At 63.4% G+C, this 21,035-nt stretch carries 14 protein-coding genes; 7 read left to right on the top strand and 7 right to left on the bottom strand.

Going from position 1 to position 21,035, the window contains the following annotated elements:
* Positions 1-44 precede the first annotated feature (44 nt).
* Positions 45-1,451 carry an MFS transporter gene (locus AC1DX3_RS14115; protein ID WP_476989949.1) on the bottom strand — a complete coding sequence of 469 codons (1,407 nt, stop codon included), beginning with the start codon at positions 1,449-1,451 and terminating at the stop codon, positions 45-47.
* A gap of 114 nt (positions 1,452-1,565) precedes the next feature.
* Between AC1DX3_RS14115 and AC1DX3_RS14110 the strand changes: the two genes are divergently transcribed.
* The 6 genes from AC1DX3_RS14110 to AC1DX3_RS14085 all read left to right on the top strand — a co-directional run bounded on the left by AC1DX3_RS14110 (position 1,566) and on the right by AC1DX3_RS14085 (position 11,875).
* Positions 1,566-2,492 (top strand): LysR family transcriptional regulator, encoded by a 927-nt coding sequence (locus AC1DX3_RS14110; RefSeq protein ID WP_476989948.1) that lies wholly within the window; start codon positions 1,566-1,568, stop codon positions 2,490-2,492.
* A 76-nt stretch (positions 2,493-2,568) separates the two neighbouring features.
* A complete protein-coding gene (locus AC1DX3_RS14105; protein ID WP_476989947.1) occupies positions 2,569-3,444 on the top strand; it encodes a pirin family protein in 876 nt (291 codons plus the stop codon).
* A 175-nt stretch (positions 3,445-3,619) separates the two neighbouring features.
* The gene (locus tag AC1DX3_RS14100; protein WP_476989946.1) at positions 3,620-4,321 is read left to right on the top strand and encodes a hypothetical protein; all 702 of its coding nucleotides are present in this window, start codon (positions 3,620-3,622) and stop codon (positions 4,319-4,321) included.
* A 154-nt stretch (positions 4,322-4,475) separates the two neighbouring features.
* Positions 4,476-7,541, top strand: coding sequence for a ligand-binding sensor domain-containing protein (locus AC1DX3_RS14095; protein WP_476989945.1), 3,066 nt, complete (start codon positions 4,476-4,478; stop codon positions 7,539-7,541).
* Between the two features lie 161 nt (positions 7,542-7,702).
* On the top strand, positions 7,703-10,495 hold the full coding sequence (locus AC1DX3_RS14090) for a TonB-dependent receptor (protein WP_476989944.1): 2,793 nt from the start codon (positions 7,703-7,705) through the stop codon (positions 10,493-10,495).
* Between the two features lie 102 nt (positions 10,496-10,597).
* Positions 10,598-11,875, top strand: coding sequence for a histidine-type phosphatase (locus tag AC1DX3_RS14085; RefSeq protein ID WP_476989943.1), 1,278 nt, complete (start codon positions 10,598-10,600; stop codon positions 11,873-11,875).
* A 213-nt stretch (positions 11,876-12,088) separates the two neighbouring features.
* Here the strand turns inward: AC1DX3_RS14085 and AC1DX3_RS14080 are convergent, their stop codons facing one another.
* The gene (locus AC1DX3_RS14080) at positions 12,089-12,997 is read right to left on the bottom strand and encodes a FecR family protein (protein WP_476989942.1); all 909 of its coding nucleotides are present in this window, start codon (positions 12,995-12,997) and stop codon (positions 12,089-12,091) included.
* A complete protein-coding gene (locus AC1DX3_RS14075; RefSeq protein WP_476989941.1) occupies positions 12,994-13,560 on the bottom strand; it encodes an RNA polymerase sigma factor in 567 nt (188 codons plus the stop codon). Before AC1DX3_RS14075 ends, AC1DX3_RS14080 begins: the two co-directional genes overlap by 4 nt.
* Before the next feature lie 254 nt (positions 13,561-13,814).
* Between AC1DX3_RS14075 and AC1DX3_RS14070 the strand changes: the two genes are divergently transcribed.
* Positions 13,815-16,847: a TonB-dependent receptor gene (locus tag AC1DX3_RS14070; protein WP_476989940.1), complete on the top strand. Its 3,033-nt coding sequence runs from the start codon at positions 13,815-13,817 to the stop codon at positions 16,845-16,847.
* Here AC1DX3_RS14070 and AC1DX3_RS14065 read toward each other — a convergent pair whose 3' ends face one another.
* The 4 genes from AC1DX3_RS14065 to AC1DX3_RS14050 all read right to left on the bottom strand — a co-directional run bounded on the left by AC1DX3_RS14065 (position 16,848) and on the right by AC1DX3_RS14050 (position 21,033).
* The gene (locus tag AC1DX3_RS14065) at positions 16,848-17,261 is read right to left on the bottom strand and encodes a helix-turn-helix domain-containing protein (RefSeq protein ID WP_476989939.1); all 414 of its coding nucleotides are present in this window, start codon (positions 17,259-17,261) and stop codon (positions 16,848-16,850) included.
* A gap of 86 nt (positions 17,262-17,347) precedes the next feature.
* On the bottom strand, positions 17,348-17,764 hold the full coding sequence (locus AC1DX3_RS14060; RefSeq protein ID WP_476989938.1) for a response regulator transcription factor: 417 nt from the start codon (positions 17,762-17,764) through the stop codon (positions 17,348-17,350).
* Positions 17,761-18,159: a response regulator gene (locus tag AC1DX3_RS14055; protein ID WP_476989937.1), complete on the bottom strand. Its 399-nt coding sequence runs from the start codon at positions 18,157-18,159 to the stop codon at positions 17,761-17,763. Before AC1DX3_RS14055 ends, AC1DX3_RS14060 begins: the two co-directional genes overlap by 4 nt.
* Before the next feature lie 132 nt (positions 18,160-18,291).
* Positions 18,292-21,033 carry a TonB-dependent receptor gene (locus AC1DX3_RS14050; protein ID WP_476989936.1) on the bottom strand — a complete coding sequence of 914 codons (2,742 nt, stop codon included), beginning with the start codon at positions 21,031-21,033 and terminating at the stop codon, positions 18,292-18,294.
* Between the last annotated feature and the right edge of the window lie 2 nt (positions 21,034-21,035).

Below are 21,035 nucleotides of genomic sequence, written 5' to 3'. Positions count from 1 at the left end.
GGCGACTCACCTCCGCTCGTCAAGGCGTCGTATCGGGCAATGGGTCAGTTTTCACATATTGGTTTTGCCGACATGGCCTGCCGCCCAGTCGCCACCGCCAGCGCGCCGGCGATCAAGACCGCGGCAACGGCAAAGGTCGCGTGCATGCCCGCGGTGACGGCCTCGGGTCGCGCCGTCGCGACATCGCTCGCCGCCGAGGCCATGGCGAACACCGCCCCCATAAACGACGCTCCGGTGATGAGCCCGAGATTGCGCGACAGGCTGAGTATCCCCGACATGACCCCGCGATGATCCGGACCGATACTCGTCATCATGGCCGTATTATTGGCCGCCTGGAACAAGGCGTAACCGGCGGTCATGACGGCAATCGGTGCGACATAGCCCGCCATACCGAACGCCGCCGGCATCACGGCCAGCACAACCGCGCCCGTCGCCATACCGCCGAGCCCGATCACAGTCATACGCCCCGCGCCGAAACGGTCGACAAGTCGCCCGGCCGGCCAACCGGTCAGGGCGGCGACCAGAGGCCCCACCGACAGGACGAACCCGACCACGATCGCCGGCAGCCCAAGCGCCTGCGACAGATAGAAGGGCCCGACCACCAGGGTCGCCATGATGACCGTCGCCACCACCGTGCTCATGGCCAAACCGGCACCCAAGCCCGGCGTGCGAAACATCGTCCATTGGACCAGGGGCGACACGGCCGTCACCTGAACACGCACGAACAGGCCGGCGCCGATAACGGCCATCACCATCAGGGCGCCATTGAGCGCGCCGAAATGACCGCGCCCCATCGTCATGGCCAGGGCATAGGCCGCCAGGGTCAGGGCCAGCAACAGCGTACCCATCCCATCGAACCCCGCGCGATCCGTTGACTTGCGGTCGGCCGGCAGATAGCGCCACGCCAGGTACAGGTTCAAAATCCCGATCGGCACATTGACCAGGAAGATCATCCGCCAACCCGATCCGGCGATCAACAAACCGCCCAGGGACGGCCCGAGCGTCGTGCCGATGGCCGACATCGTCCCCAGCAGGCCCATGGCGCTGCCGGTCTTGCCTTTCGGCACGATCTCGCCGACCACGGCCATGGTGAGCGCCATCATGACGGCCGCCCCCAGCCCCTGCGCCGCCCGCGCCGCGATCAACAGCCACAGGGCCGGCGCTGCACCGCACACCAGCGAGGCCAGGTTGAACACAGCGATGCCGCCCAGGAGCAGCCGTCTCCGCCCCACGATGTCGCCCAGCCTCCCGACACTGACGATCAGGGCTGTGATGGCGAGGAGATAGGCCAGCACGATCCACTGCACCGCCTGAAACGTAGCGCCGAACGCCTCCGCCAGAGCGGGCAAGCCGGCATTGGCGATACTGGTGTCGAGCGACGGCATCAGTATGGAAAGCGACAGGCCCGCCAGCGCCCATCGCGCCGCTATCGGTTTTACAGCATCGGTCATCGGATCTCCTTATCACGTCTCACACCAACCCTAACCCTTTGGCCGATATGGCGGAAGACGCACGGATTGCACAAATTACCTGCACCAAACGCCTCATCTGTGCTAAGAGGGCGCATGCCACCGCCCGACCTCAACCTGCTAGTCACCCTGGACGTCCTGCTGGCCGAAGGCAGCGTGGCGCGCGCCGCCAAACGCCTGCACCTCAGTCCGTCAGCCATGAGCCGCACCCTGGCCCGTTTGCGTGAGGCCACCGGCGATCCTCTCCTGGTCCGCGCCGGCCGCGGACTTGTGCCCACACCCCGCGCCATCGAACTGCGCCAACAAACCGGCCCGCTGGTCCAGGCGGCGCAAGCCCTCCTTCGCCCCGCCGAGACACTCGACCTCGGCCAGTTGGTCCGCACCTTCACCCTGCGCACCAGTGAGGGCTTCGCCGAAAGCTTTGGTCCCGACCTGATGGCCCGCGTCGCACGGGACGCCCCCAGTGTTCGCCTGCGCTTCGTCCAGAAGCCCGACAAGGACAGCACCGCCCTCCGCGAAGCCAGCGTCGACCTGGAAACCGGCGTCGTCGACGACACCACCGGCCCCGAAATTCGCACCCAGTTCCTGTTCCGCGACCGCCATATCGGCGTCGTCCGCGCCGGCCACAGCTTAAGCCAAGGCGATGTCACGCCCGCCCGTTATGCGACCGGCCGCCACATCATCGTCTCCCGCCGCGGGCTCGACCACGGCCCGATCGACGACGCCCTGGCGCCGCTCGGCCTGCACAGAGACATCGCCACCATCGTCAGCGGCTTCGCCACCGCCGTGGCGCTCGCCCGCGCCTCCGACCTGATCGCCAGCGTCCCTGAACGCCATACCACCGCCTTGCGCACCGGCCTGCACAGCTTCCCCCTGCCCGTCGCCTTGCCCGAGATCGTCGTCTCCCTGCTCTGGCACCCGCGCATGGACGCCGACCCGGCCCACCGCTGGCTGCGCGCCTGTGTCCGCGAGGTTTGCGCCGCCGGCCCAGCTGCTGACCATGCGGCTTTTCTAATTTCCTGAAGACGGACTTCAACCTTTTACGGACTGTCAGGCCGGCGCTTCCTCCCTATATTGCTGAGGAACCCAGGAGGTTATCATGAATGCTCAAACCCCTATCGTCGCACCTCGCCAGATCGTCCACAAATCCTTCGGACGCGGCCATGGCGGGATCGTCCGCCTGATGAGTCCCGGCGACCTCGGCAAGCTGCTCAAGCCCTTCGTCTTCCTCGACCTGTTCTCGGCACCAGCCGAATTCGCCGGCAGCATGCCGCTGCATCCGCATTCCGGCATCGCTACCATCACGGTCATCACCGAAGGAAATTTCCGCTTCGATGATCCCCAGTCGGGCCAGGGCTATCTCGGCTATGGCGGCGTCGAATGGATGCGCGCCGGCGGCGGTGTCTGGCACGGCAAGGAGCTGTCGGCCGGTACATCATCGCACGTAAAAGGCTTCCAATTGTGGATCGCCCTGCCGGCCGCGCTCGAAAACGGCCCCGTTGACAGCCAGTATATCGAGGCCGCGGACATGCCGACCGTTGGCCCCGCTCGGCTGATCGTCGGCGCCTATGACGGTGTTCACAGCCCGGTCCGCGCCCCGGACGGCGTCAACTATCTGCTGGTGACACTGAAAGCCGGCCAACGCTGGTCCTATGTTCCGCCCGAAGGCCATGAGGTCGGCTGGCTGGCCGTCAGCCACGGCGGGCTCGTCGGCGCTCATCCTGTAGAGGCAGGTGAAATGGCGATTTTCGAACGCGGCACCGGGACCATCGAGCTGGAAGGCGCACCGGGCGAAGACACGATTTTCGTCCTCGCCTCGGCTGTACCCCATCCGCATGACCTGGTCACCGGCTACTATTCGGTACACACCAGCACCGAAGCCCTCATCGAGGGCGAGGCCAGGATCGCCGAACTGCGCAGCCGCCTCACCAGTGACCCCAACGCGCCCGGCAGCGTGCCCGTCTTTAAAGGGTAAGCTGAATGGCTCTGTCGGGTCGAACCGCCGGTTTTGCTGCCGTGCCGGACCTTTGCGGCAGGCGATGGAAACAGGCCGCGCCAAGGCCGGAGTCGCGACCTTGCACCGGCGCTATAATCAGGCCATAATTCGGCTACAGACCGGGTCCAATGTGACGCGGTCGGAGGGTGTGCCCATGGTTATGTCTCGTATTTTTCTCGCCTTGATGGCCGGCTCGCTAGCCGTGGCGGCGCCCATGGCGTATGCGGCGGACGGCGATGAAGTCGTGGTCAGCAATTCCGCCGCGACACGCCTGCCGACGGAAGCGGAACTGGCCAAGGCCAAGGCGGACGCCAAGGCCCGGGCCGATGCCGCCAAACCCGTCAACACCCAGGCCCAGGTCCTCGCCTGGCTGGCCGGCACACCGTCCGTCGGCCACAGTGACTCGGACCCAAGCTCCGACTACGCCATGCAGCCCGGCGACGACGCTAACGGCAAGCGCAAGATTCACGGCTCGATGGGCGCCAGTATCGGCACCGGCGGCTATAGCAGCGTCTATGCCACCGCCCTGATTCCCGTCGGCGACAATGCCACCGTGGGCGTGGCCGTCAGTCAGACCGACTACGGCAATAATCGCTTTTACGGCGGTTATGGCGGCTATGGTCATTATGGCTACGGCCACCATGGTTACGGCTATGGCGATTACGGTGGCTATGGCCGGCGCGGCGGCACCTCGACTTCGGTCGGCCTGTCCTTCGCCACCAGCGGCGACGGCAGCACCGCCGACGTCCCCGAAGGCTGCGCGCCCGGCTTTTACAACGGCGGCCGCTATATCCAGCCTGTCTGGGTCAGCCAGCTTCATGGCGACGCCAGCTGCGATAACGACGAACTGCCCTGAACGCCCCCTGCCCTTAACAGGGTAAACCCGTCTTAACACTGATTACGTGCAAAATATTAGCGACTTGGTTGTAACCTGGTCGTGATTTTGTAAGCGTAGAACGTGTTTCCGGGTTCATTGAATGAGGCCAAACTTACCTTCGAAGACCCTGCGCTTGCCCCCTGGCCAAATTGTGCGCGCGGCCCTTCTCAGCCTCTTCATTTGCCTTTCCACGACGGCCGCACGGGCGGATGACGCCGATCGGTGGAGCCGCCTCGCCGACGTCGCCTTTCAACATGTGGCGCGCGACAACGACCTGCCCAACAGTTCCGCCCCGACCACGATCGCCCAGGACGGCAAAGGCTTTATCTGGATAGGTTCCCAGGACGGCATAGCCCGTTGGGACGGCTACCGCTTCCGCGTCTACAAACCGGATGCGAAACGCCCGGGCAGCTTGCCCGACAACGATATCCACATCCTGTTCACCGACAAGGCCGGCACGCTGTGGATCGGCACAGGCACTGGCGGCTTGGCGCGCTACGATGCCGACCAGGATCGCTTCGTCACCTATGCCGCCGGGCCGGGAGGCCTGAGCCATGTGACCGTGGCCGGCCTGGCCGACGATGGCGCCGGCGGCCTGTGGATCGGCACGGAAGACGGGCTCGATCACCTGGACGGCAAAAGCGGAAAAATCACCCAGCTCCGCCGCGAACTCCCCGGTGGCGCGGCCTTGCCCGACAACCAGATCGGCGCCGTCATGCGCGACCGGTCGGGCAATCTCTGGGTCGGCACCGCCAAGGGTCTGGTCCGTCGCAATGCCGCGAGCGGCGATTTCAAAGCGATAACATTGCCGACTCTTCATGGCGACGTCCCGTCCATCCGCTCCCTGTTCGAAGACAGCAGCGGCAGAATCTGGGTCGCCACCATCCGCCACGGCGCCTATCTGATCGACCCGAGGACCGGGGCTATCCAGCCCATCAAGGAAACTCGTGCGGACAACCGCATCCTGCAAACCGAAGGCATCAATACCATCGCCGAAGTTCACCCGGGCGAAATCTGGCTGGGCACCTACAGCCAGGGCATTGTGGTCATCGATACCGCAAGCTTGCATACCCATCGCATTCTGCACGACGCCACCTTGCCGGGCAGCCTTCCGGATGAGGATGTCTGGGCACTCCTGCGCGACCGTTCGGGGATCCTGTGGATCGGCAGCGGGCGCGGCCTCAGCCGCTATGCCCCCGAACAATCGGCCCTGTCGACGCTTTTCGAGGAATCCAGCCGCCCGGATGGCCTGTCTGAAGACGGTATTCTCGGGGTTCATTCCATGCCGGACGGCCCGGTGTGGCTTGGCCTCACCCGCACCGGCCTCGACATCATCGATCCGCAGGGCGTACGCACGGGCCATTTGCGCCCCGACCCGGCGCGGCCCGAAACCGCCCTGCCGCAGAAATATATCTGGGATTTTGCACCAGACTCTCATGGCAATGTCTTCATCGCCACCGCTCAGGGCCTGTACCGTTCCGACCGGGCCGGCGGCAGTCTTACCAGGCTCCATGTCCTCGGCCACGACCCGGACAGCCATCTCGTGACCCTGCTCCTCGACGGAGACCGGTTGTGGGTGGGCGGCAAGGACGGCCTTTGGTCTTTTAATCCCTACACCCTCGCCCCATCCACCGCTCCGATCGCTCCCCTGACTGACAAACGCGTCAGGACATTGGCTCTGGCGCCCGACAAATACCTGTGGATCGGCACGGAAAACGGCCTGAACCGCCTGGATACCGTCTCCGGCAAGACCGAGACCATCCTGCCGGAACCGGAAAATCCAACCGGCCTGGCCGGCGGCTATATCGCCTCGCTCCTCATCGACGGCCGCGGGCGGCTATGGGTCGGCAGTTCAGGCGGCGGGGTCAATATCCTCACCGGGCGGGACGCCAAGGGCCGGCCGCAGTTTCACCGTCTCGGTCTCGATGAAGGCCTGCCGAACATGAATGTCGACAAGCTGGTCGCCGATCCCGCCGGCCGCATCTGGGCCAGCACCGACAACGGCCTGGCCGTGATCGATCCCGGCACCTTCGCCATTCAAACCGTTGGCCGCGCCGAAGGCCTGGCGATCAATAACTTTTGGGTCGGCTCGGGCGCCCTGACGCCCCAGGGGGAGATCCTCTTCGGCGGCTCCGGTGGCCTGACCGTGGTTCGGCCGAACCAGTTGACCAAATGGACCTATGACCCGCCGGTGGTGATTACGGATATTCGCGTCGGCGGCGCGACGATCCCGGCCAATCGCTTCAACGGCAGCCAAGGCGGAGAGCCCCTGACCGTACCGCCCGGCGACAGCCTGTCGGTCGAATTTTCGGCCCTCGACTATTCGGCGCCCGAACGCAATCTCTACAGCTACCGTCTCGACGGTTTCGACAAGGACTGGGTCAAGGCCGATCCCGCCCACCGGGCCGCCACCTATACCAACCTGCCGGCCGGCGACTACGTCCTGCACCTGCGTGGCTCCAACCGCAACGGCGTCTGGAGTTCGCACGAACTCAGCCTCGCCGTCCGCGTGCTGCCGGTATGGCACGAAACGATCTGGTTCAAAGTGCTCCTCGCCCTCGCCGGCCTCGGCATCGTCTTCGCCATCGTCCAGGGCCGCACCGTCCTGTTGCGCCGACGCCAGCACGAACTCGAATCCCTGATCGAACAAAGGACCTCCGAACTGGTCCGGAGCCAGCTTCAGCTCGAACAAATGGCCTATTTCGACGTCCTGACCGGCCTGCCCAATCGCCGCATGTTCACCGACGATTTCCGCAAACTGCTGGCCCTGGCGCGGCGCGAAAAGCGCGGCTTCGCCCTGCTCCTGATCGATCTCGACCGCTTCAAGCAGATCAACGATACGCTCGGCCACGATGCCGGCGACGCCCTGCTGATCGAGACGGCCAATCTGCTGCGCAGTGTGCTGCGCGACAGCGACTCCGTGGCCAGGCTGGGCGGCGACGAATTCGCCATCCTCCTCGTCGAGGCCCACGACCCGGCCAGCATCGATATCGTCTGCGAACGCATCGTCGCCAGCTTCGTGCCCGCCGTCAAATTCAAGTCGGACGAAATCAAGACCAGCCCGAGCATTGGCGTCGCCATCTTCCCTGAGGACGGCGATACTCAGGACAGCCTCTACAAATCGGCCGACCTGGCGCTCTATGCGGCGAAACAGGCTGGCCGCAACACCTGGCGCCGCTACGGACCCGCTAAGCCTTAACCGGCCTTGATCCACCCGGTATCCACCGACCGGCCAGTATGAATTATTTATGAATCTTGGCGCGTTCCCGCCGCCCTTGCGTCTTTGACTCATGGGACCCTCATCGGGTGTCCCGCAGTCAAAAAACACATTTGGCCATATAAAAGGGGAATACACGCACTATGACATCAAGATTCAAACTGGCCCTTCTGGGCTCGGCGATGCTGATCGGCGGCTACGGCATGGCCGTTCACGCCCAAGCCCAAGACACCGCACAAGACACCGCCCCAAGCTCCGAAGTCAACGAAGGCGGCGACAAGTCGACCGTGGTCGTCATCTACGCCAACCGCGACAAGGCGATCACCGCCCAGATGAAGGCGACCAATACGATCACCGCCCTGTCCAAGGAAGATCTCGACCACACCGCCGTCCACAATGTCGCCGAAGCCCTGGGCACCCTGCCCGGCGTCAATGTCATGCAGACTGGCTCCTCCTATTTCGGTGGCGCCGACGGCGCGTCGCGCGGCGAAGGCATGTTCGTGTCCCTGCGCGGCATGAACAGCGAATACAATGTCAACATGATCAACGGCGTCACCGTCGCCCAGGGCATGCCCTATTCACGCGGCGTCCAGCTCCACCTGCTGCCGCCGTCGGGCCTGCAAACCATCGTCGTCAACCTGACCTCCACGGCCGATATGGACGGCGACGCCATCGGCGGCACGGTCGACTTCCGCACGCCGACAGCCTTCAATTTCACCGGCGCCTCCCACGCCAGCATCTCGCTTTCCGGTCGCCTCGAAAGCCGTGCCCGCGACTATGGCCTCGATGGCCAGGGCGGCGGCATCGCCGGCGAATATGCCCGCAAATTCGGCACGGACGGACAATTCGGCGTCTATGTCAGCGCCTTCTACGACGTCCGCAACTACGCCAATTCGGCCATGCAGGGCGTCACGGCAGCCCAGAATGACGGCGGCTGGGACTATCTCGTCACCAACAGCTCAGGCGCCAGCTATCCCGGCGTCGACAAACTGGCCAACATGACCCAAACCGGCATCGATGTCGGCGCCTCGACCGGCTCGACCGAGCGCTGGGGCGGCAATGTCTCGCTCGACTGGAATGTCGACGAGTCTTTAAGCCTCTATCTGCGCGCCTCCTACGCCAAGGCCGACACGACGCAGAACTCCACACTGTCGGAATATGTCAGCTCCGGCAAAAGCCACAACCAGATCGCCGGCACCGACCGTTACGCCCTCAGCGTCGATCAGATTTCGACGCGCGTCTGGTACGAAACCAATCCGGAAAAGGCCGATCTGGCGACCCTGACCTTCGGCGGCGCCAAGACGGCCGGCGCCTGGACCTTCTCGCCCAGTATCTATTACAGCGTCGGCAATAACGACCGGCCCAACCATATCGAAGCCTCGGCGCGCATCAATCAAAGCGACAATTATAACCACGGCTCGACCCGGCCTCTGGGCGGCCTGTCCATGGGTTACGACCATGACGGCTTCCCGATCCCGCAGATGACCTCGGTCATTTTCGACGACCTGAACAACGCCAATACCGCGGTCCTCGCCCGCCGTTCTGGCCAGCGCACCGAAGGCTATTCCGGCCAGGAAAAGGGCGGCGTGAAACTTGACGCCCAATACGACGCCGACAACGGCGGCGCCCTGCAATATATCAAGACCGGCTTCAAATATACAACCAGCCACCGCCGGGTCACCAATCGCGACTGGACCAACGGCTATATCGCCAACTCGATGGGCGTCGGCGGCGCCACCTGGGCGTCCCTCGGCCTGGCGACGGACTATTACGACTCGGTCTTCCCGGGCGTCTATAACTGGCGCTTGCCCAAGGTCAACGAAGGCATCCTGACCTCGCTGTTCTACAAATACAAGACCGATGCCAGCTTCGACACCTGCGCCAGCCTTTATGACAATAACTGGAACTGCAACACGCAAAAAGGCAATGAAACGGTGTCGGCTGCCTATGTCGAAGCCGACTACAAGTTCGGCGCGCTCGAAGTCCTGCCCGGCATCCGTTACGAAGGCACCAAGATCGACAATACCTATTGGGTTATCCCGAAGGAAAACGGCGCCGAACAGGTCGGCTATTTCGACAAGAACAGCACGACCTACAGCAAGGTCCTGCCCAGCCTGTTCCTGAACTATCGTCCCGACAGCAACGCCATCTACCGCGCCTCGGTCTGGACCTCCTATACCCGGCCGCCGTTCGTGCAATTGGCGGGCGGCTCGCGCAAGTCCGTCTCGGCCGACGGCACCACCGTGATCACCCTGGGCAATCCGAACCTGAAGGCCATCGACGCCGTCAATGTCGACGCCTCGGCGGAATGGACGTCCTCGGCCGGCGGCCACGCCATGATCGCCGCCTACCACAAGGACCTGGCCAACTATATTTTCGACAATGGCAGCAACTACCTCAACGGCGCCCAACTGGTCGAAGGCAAGGTCTATACGACCATGCCGGTCAATGGCGGCAAGGGTACGGTCGACGGCATCCAGCTGCAGTTGCGGCAGAAGTTCCGCGACCTGCCGTCGTGGATGTCCGGTTTCGGCACCAGCATGAACGCCACGCGGCAATGGACCAGGGTCGATCTGGGCCACGATTACGGCAGCGGTCAGACCAAGCCGATGCAGAATGCGCCGGAATGGATGGCCAATGCCTCGGTCTTCTACGAAAAATACGGCCTCAGCCTCGACCTAAACGTCAACTATGCCGGCCGCTACCTGTCGACCTACGCCCTGATCGGCGGTGAGGATGTCTGGGTCAAGGGCGCGCGCCGCGTCGACCTGCACGCCGGCTACAAATTCAACGATCACGTCAAGCTCGACCTGTCGGTCGCCAACCTGCTGAAGGACTATTCCTACTGGTCCCATGTCGGCAAGGAGACCTATGCCATCAGCGATATCGTCGATACGGGACGCACCACCCTGGTGACCCTGAAATACGATTTCTGACGCCTGCCTATGCCCTCGGTAGATCGCTAGCTGAAATCTACCCTAAACTGGAGATCCGTGGTTCGCCACGGGTCTCTTCTTTCCATTTGGAAGGCGCCCGCCATGACGATTATGCGTTACCTTGGCTTCATCCTGCTGATCGGGATATCCCTCACCGGCGGCGCATGCCTCGCCAAAATTCCGGCCAAAGACCACCTTCATCTGGAACGCGTGGTTATGTTCTATCGCCACGGCATTCGCGCCCCGCTGGACGGCGAAGCCGCCGAATATCTCGCCGACCGACCCTGGCCGGTCTGGTCGACGCCCGCCAGCTACCTGACCACCCACGGATCGGCAGGCATGGCGTTACTCGGCGCCTATGACCGCCTGTGGCTCACCGGTGCCGGCCTGCTGCCCGCAACGGCATGCCCGGCGCCCGGCCAGGTCGATATCTGGACCAACAAGGAAGAACGCACCATCAAGAGCGGTGAGGCCCTGGCGCAAGGCCTGGCGCCCGGTTGCTCGCTGACAGTCGGTCATTTGCCACCCGGGCAGTCCGACCCTTTGTTCGATCCGCTTCAGGCCAGGGCCGTTCCCTATGACCCGGCGGCGGCCGTGGCGTCTTTCACCGCGACCTACGGCAGCACGGCCCGCCTGGTCGCGCCCTACGGCAAGGCCATCCATACCCTGGAAGACATATTGGGCTGCCGCCACGCCGGAGCGACCGCCCCCTGCGACCTGGTCTCTTTGCCAGGCACGGTCACGGTCAACGCGGACGGCTCCGGCATAGACCTCCAGGGCAGGGTTCCTGTAACCTCCGGAACGGCCGAGGTCTTTATCCTGGAATATGTCGAAGGCCTGCCGCTCGACCAGGTCGGCTGGGGCCGCGCCACCCGCAAACGCCTCACCGAGGTTTCACGCCTGCATGCCCTGCTCTTCGACGTCCATACGCGATCGCCCTATATGGCGCCACGCAGCGGCGGCCCCATCGGCCATCGTATCCTCGACGCCGTGACGGCGCCCGACGCCCCGGCCCTGACCCTTCTGGTCGGCCACGACGACGGTATCGCCGCGGTCGCTTCCCTCCTGGGCGTCCACTTCCGCATCGACACCTATGGCTATGACGATCCGCCCATCGGCGGCGCCCTGGGGTTTGAGGTCCTGCGCGACACGCGGTCGGGGCAGAGGTACGTTCGCGTCTTTTATCAGGCCCAGACTCTCGACCAGCTCCGCAACCTGACGCCCTTGACCTTGCAGGCGCCGCCGGTCGTCCAGGTCCTCAGGATGAAGGCCTGCAATTACAAGGGACAGGCCCTCTGTCCCTTCGATCAATTTGCCGCATTCTTGCAGGACCGGCTTGCCCTTCAGGATGCGTCGCCTGTCGATGCAAAATTGAAATGAAAATTGCAAAATACACAAATATAGAATATGGTTATTGACAGAAAAAAACCGGCTTCCCGATCGTCGAGACAGGTGCCGGCGAAACTGTTCAGCCGCCGAAAATGGCTGACCGCGGGTGGCATGACACAATGCAAAACGGAGGCGAGGCTCAAGGTCCGATCGCGCGCGGCGTCGTCCGGGTAGAGGCCTGAAGCTATGTGTACGAACGGTCGCTCAGTGACTTTGCTGACCCGTCCCGTCGTCGCCGGTCACCTGCACCCCGTACAACGCCTTGACGGCCTCGGCGAAACCGTCGGCATTAGCGGTGTCGAAGACGCCCGTCACCCGCGCGCCGGCCTTGGCCGGATCGGCGATGACCAGGGGATCGGCCCGGTATCTGTTCATTTCGGCAACCGCGTCGGACAAAGGCGTATTGTCGAAATAGGCGCGCTGCTGCAACCAGGCTTCGACATATTGCGCCGCCGCCGTTCGTGCCGTGACGTGGCCGGAAGCGTCCATGTGCAAGCCGTTCCCGGCCGTCAGGTCGACCGCTTCACGGCCATCGACCTTGGCGTCGCCCGATGTGCCGGCGCGGACATGGCCTTCCAACAGGTCGATATCGACCTGGCGATCCGGGTGAAGATTGACGGCGAAGCGCGTACCGGTGACGCGGATACGGGTGGGACCGGCGGCGACGAAAAACGGCTCGCGATCGCCGCGATGAGCGACCTCGAAATAGGCTTCGCCGGATTGCAGGCGCACCTCGCGCCGGCGGCCATTCATCCACACCTGGATCTTCGAAGCCGTATTGAGCGTCACATGGCTGCCGTCGGCCAGCGCGACCGTCACATGGCCGCCGACCGGCGTGCTGTAGGTCGCGGGCCGTTGCGACCACACCAAGCCCCCGGTGACAGCCAGCACCAGACAGGCGGCCATGGCCAGCCACAGCCGCTTGTCGGCCAGGACCGGCCGGGCGACAACAGCGGGCTGCTCATCCAGGCTCAGCAGGCCGATGGCGTCCCACACCTCGGCCATCTCGGCCTCGGCCGCGCTCATGACCTTGCTGTCGCCGTTCAGGCCGGCGACAAAGCTATCGTCCCCGTCTGGGGTCGCATCTGCATGTTTTGGGGGGCGCTGGGTCATATCTCGAACCATCCGTATTCCTTAAGCGTTTCCCGGCATGTGAGCAGGGCCTGGCTCAATTGCCTTTGTACTGTGCGCATGGGCGTGCCGTTCTTGCGGGCGATCTCCGCCAGCGCCAGGCCCTCGACGCGGTTCTGCAACAACACCCGGCGTTCGGCGGCGGGAAGTTGCGCCATGGCCGCGCGCAACTTGTCCATGTTCTGCCGCCATCGCAGGTGGTCGAACGGGGACGGCTGCTCCGCCGCAAGATCCTCGGTGATCTCCGCATGAGCGCCGCCGCCCCGCACCCTCTGCCGCCGGTACAGGTCGCGCATGACACTGTCGGCGGTCTTGAAAACATAGGTCGCATTAAAGTCGGGCGGCGGGATGATCCGCGCCAGGCGCGACAGGCGGGCATAGATTTCCTGCAAGCCGTCTTCGATGTCCTCCGGCTTCATCATCCGGGCCAGGTAGCGGCGCAGGCGGGTATCGAAGCGGGCGACGACGGCTTCGACCAGACACACGTCGTCGGTATACGGCCTATCCGCCGTCTCACCGGACTTCATGTCGCCACCAGGTCTCACCTGCCCATCCTTCACCGATCCATCGCGCTTTCGTTACCCACCAGAGTCTATGACGCAATCGCGTGGTATTTGCGCCGCAAAAACAGGCAAATAGAAGAAAAAAAGTCGTGGAAATATAGAGACGTCACATTTCCATGCTTTGACCACGTCCTTTGCGGCGGACAGGGTTGGCGGCCTCTATGACACTATCGGGGCGATCTGGCCGGCACTTCCCGTGCATGGCAATAAGGACGAAACCCTTTCCAGGGCGAGCCTTGTCCAGGTTTGGGGCCGGGCTGGCCCTGGTCGCCGGCCTGGCCGTGCCGCACCTGTGCCAGGCCCAGGACCAGGACCGGGCCCCGGACATGTGGTTCGACGTGCCGCGGCAAGACCTGTCCGTCGCCCTCAGGACGCTCGCCGAACAAAGCCACACCCAATTGCTGTTCTCGTCCGATCAGGTCGACGGCCGCTTCAGCCACAACGTCCATGGCCGGCTGGCGCCCCCTATGGCCTTCGAACAGGCGCTGCGGCAAACCGGCCTGACCGTCAGACGGGTCGCCCCCAATACCTTTGTCGTCCTGCCGGCAGCGCCCGAGCCGCCGGTCGTGGCTACGGTTCCGGTCGCCATACGCGACACCATACGGCCGATCGAGGTCGTCGTCCTCGGCCGCCGCCCTTCCCTCACCCGCGCCGCCTATGGCGACGACCCCCCGGCCGGGGAGTCCTTTGTCACCTTGTCGCGCCTCGACCGCGAGACTCTGTTACGGCGGCCCGCCGGCAATGCCCTCGATTCGCTCAGCCTGGTCAGCGGCGTGACCCTGCTCAACACCGGCCGGTCCTTCATCGGCGGGGTCGACGGCGCCTCGCGCGGCGAAAGCCTGTACCTGGCCTCGCGCGGCCTCGACGCCGAATATTCGCTCAACCTGTTCGACGGCGTCGCCATCGCCCAGGGCATGCCCTATTCCCGCGCGGTCCAGATGAGCCTGCTACCGCCGCAAGGCCTGCAAAACGTCACCGTCTATAAATCCGCCTCGGCCGACATGGCCGGCGACGTCCTGGGCGCCACGATCGACTGGCGGACGCCGACCGCCTTCGATTTCGCATCCTCCGGCGCCGTCAGGCTGGAAGTTTCCGGCAGCCAAGGCAGCCGGGCGCACGACTACGGCGGCGACGGCACAGGCGGCGGCGCAAGCCTGGAAATGGCCCGCCGCTTCGGCGCGGGTCAAGCCTTGGGCGTCTATGTCAACCTGTTTGCCGACCACCGCGCCTTCGCCAATTCCGAAATCGGCGGCATCATGGCGGCTCAGAACGACAAGACCTGGGCTTTCCAACTGGCCGCCTCGCCACAAGGCGACAATCCATCCACCATCCGCCCCGACAGCAACCTGACCCTGACAGGCTTGAATTTCGGCCTGTCCGAAGGCGCAACCGATCGCGCCGTCGCCGTCGTCAATCTCGACTGGCGGCCGGCCGGCCTGGTCAGCGCCTTCCTGCACCTGGCGGCCGGTCAGGCGCGCACCGAACAGAATTCGACCCTGGAAGAGGTCATTCCCGGCCAGACGACCTGGCGTGCCGACGGCAGCGGCCTTTATCGCGCGAGTGTCGACCGCGTTTCCACACGGGTCTGGTACGAGACCAATCCCGAGACCATCTCCCTTCTCAACTTCAAGACCGGATTCACCTGGCGCGGCGAAACCCTGACCCTGTCGCCCTCGGCCTTTGCCAGCTATTCGCGTTTCGCCCGGCCACGCCACCTCGAAGCCTCGATCCGCGTCGACCAGAACGACGGCTACAATACCGGCAACATGATGCGCACCCTCGGCGGGGCGGCGATCGCTTACGACCGCCTCGGGCGGCCGGTGCCGGTCCTGACACCGGATATCCGTGCCGATCTCGATCAGGCCGGCGATCGCCTGCTGGCGCGGCGCGCCGGGCAGTTAACCGCGCAAAGCTCCGGCCTGCTGCGTTACGGCGCCGCCATCGATGCCGTGTGGACGCCGGCCGGGAACGGCGCCTTGCACCGCCTCGACCTTGGGGCGCGCTATACCGCCAGCGACCGCGAAACCAGCGAGCGCGATTGGCGCAACGGCTACCTCGCCGACCTGACCCAGACGTCCGGCCTGACCTGGTCGCGGCTCGGCGTGACGACCGGCACCTATCCCCAGGCCGCGCCCGGCCTCTACGACTGGCGCCTGCCGCGCGTCGACGGCAAGGCCCTGCTCGACATTTTTCATCGCTTTGAGACGGCCGCCAGCTTCGATACCTGTGGGGCGATCTACGCCAATAACTATAATTGCAACAGCCAGACCGGCTATGAAAACGTCGCGGCCGCCTATGCCGCCGCCCATATCGCGCTCGGCCCTGTCGAGATCGTCCCCGGCTGGCGTCAGGAATGGACGGCGATCCGCAACACCTATTGGGTCATGCCGCTCGCCGACGGCATCGAGCAAACCGGCTTTTGGCAGCACAACGCCACCCGCTACAGCGAAGGCCTGCCCAGCCTGTTCGCCACCTGGCGCACATCAGAAGGCCCTGTCGTCCGCTTCGGCCTGTGGCGCGCCTATGCCCGTCCGGCCTTCACGCAGTTGGCCGGCAGCGCCAAAACCACCACGGTAGCGGGCGTCACGACGATCGAGAGCGGCAACCCGGATCTCAAGCCGGTGACGGCCGTCAATGCCGACCTGTCCGTGACCTGGGAAAGCGCCGGAAGCCGCCGCGTGATGATCGGCGCCTACACCAAGTCGCTGAAGAATTTCCTCTATGACGCCGGCGGTGGTCCAACCAATCCGACCCAGCCCAAGACCGGCAATGTGCGTTACGTCTACCCGCAAAACGCCGGAGCGGGAACCATCTCAGGCCTTGAAATGGAAGGCAGCCTGCGCTTGAGCGACGAGGTCACGGCCAATATGGCGGTCGCCCGCCAATGGACACACGTCGATCTCGGCAGCGACCTTGGCCATGACAAACCCATGCCCAATGCCCCCGGCCTGGTCGGGAGTGTCAGCCTCACCTATCGCGGCCAGGCCCTGTCGGCGGGTATCACCTGGCGCTACACCTCGGCCTATCTCACAACCTACGACGTCCTCGATCTCAAGGCGACATGGGACGATCAATGGGTTCGCCCGGCCGGCCATGTCGATCTCGAGGGCGCCTGGAAAATCACGCCGCGCATCACCCTGCGGGCCAGCGCCGACAATGTGCTCGGGAGCAGTTTCTACTGGTCACACGTCGGCAAGCACAGCCTGGCTATCTCTGACATTGTCGATTCCGGCCGCACTTACCGGTTATCCGCCGTGTATGCCTTCTGATCAGGCGTCCTGATCGGCCAGGGTACGCACGAGGTCGGTCATCTTGCGGCGCAATTTCGGATTGCCGATGCGCGGAAAGGCCTCAGCCAATTCGATGCCGTCGCTGGTCGCCAGGAAGCCCTGCACGGCTTTTTCCGACTTCGATTCGACGAAATCCGCGACCGGATCGGCATCGTCATAGCCTTCGAAAAAGAAGCCGACCGGCACCTTCAGGGCGCTCGCGGTTTCATAGAGTTTGGAGGCGCTGATGCGGTTGGTGCCGCGCTCGTATTTCTGGATCTGCTGGAAGGTCAGGCCCAAGGCTTCACCCAGGTCGCTCTGGCTCAAACCAAGCAATTTGCGGCGCATGCGAACGCGCACACCGACATGGGTGTCTATCTCGTTGGAACGCGCTTTCGATTCGGTCTTGGCCATTTGGGGAGGTCTCCGGATAAGGGTCGAACATTGGCAATACCGCGCCGCAAAATAAAAAAGCAATTATGCGCGTAGCTGTAATATAGTTACTGTTTGGCAGGCAGCCCGTTAACCCCTGCGCGCCGGTCGCGGGTGGCCATCAGGCGCTTGATGCGATCGAGCAGTCCCCCATGATGCGGCGTATTGTCGGGCGCCGGCCCCTTCTCGCACAACTGGCCGGCCTTTTCCGCCGCCTTGGCCGGCGTCGCCGTCAGGATGACCCTGGCCTTGCTGTCATTGTCCTTGATCCACCTGGCCAGTTCGAAGGCATCGAGCTTGCCGGGGTTCTTGACATCCGACAGCACGATATCGATCGCCATCGTCCCATCGTTCAGCAAGATCACCGCCTCGTCGCTGCTCGTCGCCTCAAGCACCCGATAGCCGCATTCCCTGAGATATTCGGCCAGGGGATGACGTATGGCAAAATCGGATTCGACCAGAAGAATACAGGGTTTTTCCGTCATATATTTTCCCATTTCTGGTCCAGGGCAGCCAGAATCGCGTCCATGACGGTCCGGTACAGATAGGGTTTTTGTACCCACTGCACGCCCTTCTTCCACTCATCGGTCTTGCGCCGCCCGGAGGTGACGATAATCTTGGTTTCCGGGAATTCGCGTTGGATGATACCCGCCAATTCGAGACCGTTCATACTGCCCGGCATGCGTACGTCGGTGAAGACCAGGGCAATATCGCGTTGCGTCCGCAGGATTTCGAGCGCGGCGTCGGCATTCGGCGCTTCCAGCACGGTAAGGTGAGCGTCCCGCAAGACATCGGCCAACAAAGACCGCAACGCCACCTCGTCCTCGACGACCAGAACCTTCTGGGAGGCAAGATCAGGCCGGGGTTCGTCTTCGGTCATTATATACATCGATTACGCGGATTCAGGCTTTTTATTTCGCCTGATAATTTGCCGCCGCGAAAATCAGTTTCCAATATGGAACTTAGCCTTAATCCAGGAAAACTCGACCGAGCTTCCCTGGATTCACGGCGATCAATTATACTTGAAGCGCAAGGACAGTCCGAAGTAGCGGCCCTCATCGCGGATATCGCGCGGGAACTGGGCGTTCGGCGCATATTCGTGGAAGTTATGGAACGGTTGCGCCAGGAGGTTCGAGGCGTCGAAGTTGATCGTATAGGAGTCATTCGGCGAATAGCTGAACGAGAAGTCCAGCCGGTTCACCGACTCGGTGCCTTCACCCTGGAAGGCCCCGCTCCTGGTGTCGTAGCCGTTGATCCAGCGTGAACGGCCGTTGTACGACAGGCGCGTCGATATCTTGTTCTTTTCATAGAATAGAGCCAGGTTGTAGCTCCAGTTGGACACTCCGGGAATCTTCACCATCTGCCCGCCACTGCCCAGGGTGGCCGGTATTTGATTATAGGCATCGATATAGGTCAGATTGGCCTGGACGCCAAAACCGCTCCAGGCGTCCGGCAGGAAGTCCAGGAAGGTTTGACCGGCGATTTCTATGCCCTTGATCTTGCCGGCGCCGGCATTTTCAGGACGTGAAACCTCGATACGGCCATAGACCGGATCGTTGACCCGGGTCGTGTAGTTGCTGATAAAGCCGAAAAGATCATGATAGAACACGGCCACGCTCGCCGACGTATTGGCCGACGGATAGTACTCCCACGTAATATCGTAATTGGTCGAGGTCAGCGGCTTCAGGTCCGGGTTACCCGCCGAGCCATAGGCGTCCGGAAGAGTGGGATCCACGGTTCCGGTCTGCACGTTCTGGGAAATCGAAAGGGCCGGATTGAGCTGGCCGAAATCCGGGCGGGTGCGCGTCTTGGTCACCGCCAGGCGGATTTGCATGTGATCGTTCGGCCGCAGGCGCATGCTGACGTTCGGCAGCACATCGACATAGTTCTGGCTGATCGTGCGTGGCACGGCCTGGGTCACGCCGTCCCAGGTGACGCTGGAAACGCCGCTGTACTTGCCGACCGTGTTGACGATGCGCACGCCGATATTGCCGTCGACATCCGAGTTGAAGAAGTGCGTTTCGTACTTGCCCTGGATATAGCCGGTCCGGGTGGCTTCCTTCGCCCTGAAACCGCGGTTCGGGTTGTAGCCCATCAGGTCGGCCTGCCATTGCGCCTGCGTGTTCTTCCAGCCCTGATCCGCCGGGTACCGGGCCACCAGTTGCGCCAGCGCGTCTCGGGTCGCCGTCAGAAGGGCTGGGCGGTTATCGACGATGCCGGCGCGCGACGGCTGCAGGTAGTTGCGGAAGCCCTGGGCATCACCGCGGAAGGTGTCTTGCGTCAGGGACAGGTCACCCACCGGGATCGAGTCGAACGGCGTGGCCAGCGGCAGCACCCAAGCGTAGCGGTCATTGCTTTCGAGGAACGCATTGCGGTCCGAGTAACGCAGGCCCGCCTTGATCTGTTTGAAGATACCCCAGTCGGTGTCATAGACGGCATCGCCCCGCCACTGGATACCGTTGCCGCCGACCTTGTAGATGCTTTCGTAATAGCCGCGCCAGATATAGTTGCTGGCATCGGATACGTTCAGGCCCACGGCGTTCCACGCCGCCCCGCCATCGGCATCGAAGTTGACGGTAATGGGATAGGACTTGTTGATAGCCGAATCGAGGCTCCAGGCCGAGTTGGCGTAAAGGCTGTTCGTATAGGCCAGGTCGGTCGAGAGCTTCAGCTTGCCGCTGGTGAAACTGCCACCGACCGCGATCTGTTGCGTGTCCGTCCGATCATAGCCGGTCGAGCGATAAAACTGGATCGGGTCGCCACCGGTATTCGTCATGCTGGAGACCTGATTGGTCCCGTCGCGAAGCACGACATCGCTCTTGGTACCGTTCCACAACGGCGCCTGCGCCCAATCATTGGCGTGTTCGGCGCGATAGGCCTGCCACAACAGGTCGGCATAGACTTCGACCTGAGTATTCGGCCGCCACTGCAGCGTGGCATTGGCCGACGGCCGCCAACGGTGGCCGGTGTCCATGTAAACACCGACGGAATTCGGGTATCTGATGTCCTGCCCGTTTGAGCTGCCCGTCCCGATATAGCCATCCGCCCAGCGCACAGCATTGCGATAATCCTGCTCGGTATAGGACAGGTTCAACAGGGCGCCGATATCGCCGTGGTTCGTCGACCAGCGATCGGTAATCAGGACGTTGCCGTTGGTGTTGAACTTGTCGTTCTGGTCGTTATAGGTCTCGCGGATGGCGCCGTCGATTTCAAAGCCCTTGAAATCGAACGGGCGACGGGTGCGGACATTGATCAAACCGGCCAGGCCCGGCTCCAGCAGATCGGCCGTGCCGGATTTATAGACCTCCATGCCGGCCAGGGCGCCGGACGGGAAATCCTGAAGCTGGACGCGACGCAGTTCGGCGGTCGAGATGTCGCGGCCGTTGACGGTGGTCGCCACATCCGGCAGGCCGCGCACCAGCACGCCACTGCCTTCATCGCTGCCATGAGAGATCTGAATGCCCGGCAGGCGCGCCAGCGACTCGGCCGCGTTCACGTCAGGCAGTTTGCCGATGTCTTCGGCGACAACGACGTCAACAATGGAATCGGACCGGCGTTTGATCTGTTGCGCGGTGCGCAGGCTCGCCCGGTACCCCCTCACGACGACGACCGTAGGATCGACGGCCGCATCCTGTGTCGAGGCCGTTGCCGGATCGGCCGGCTTCGTCGTGGTGTCCGCCGTCTGGGCGTTAGCCGTGCCGTAGGCGATCAGCGCCATCGACACGGATGCCAGCAAGTGAATCTTGAACTTCATGT

Source organism: Asticcacaulis sp. P2_B1 (genome assembly GCF_056404915.1).
This window is presented reverse-complemented; position numbering and strand designations above follow the sequence as displayed.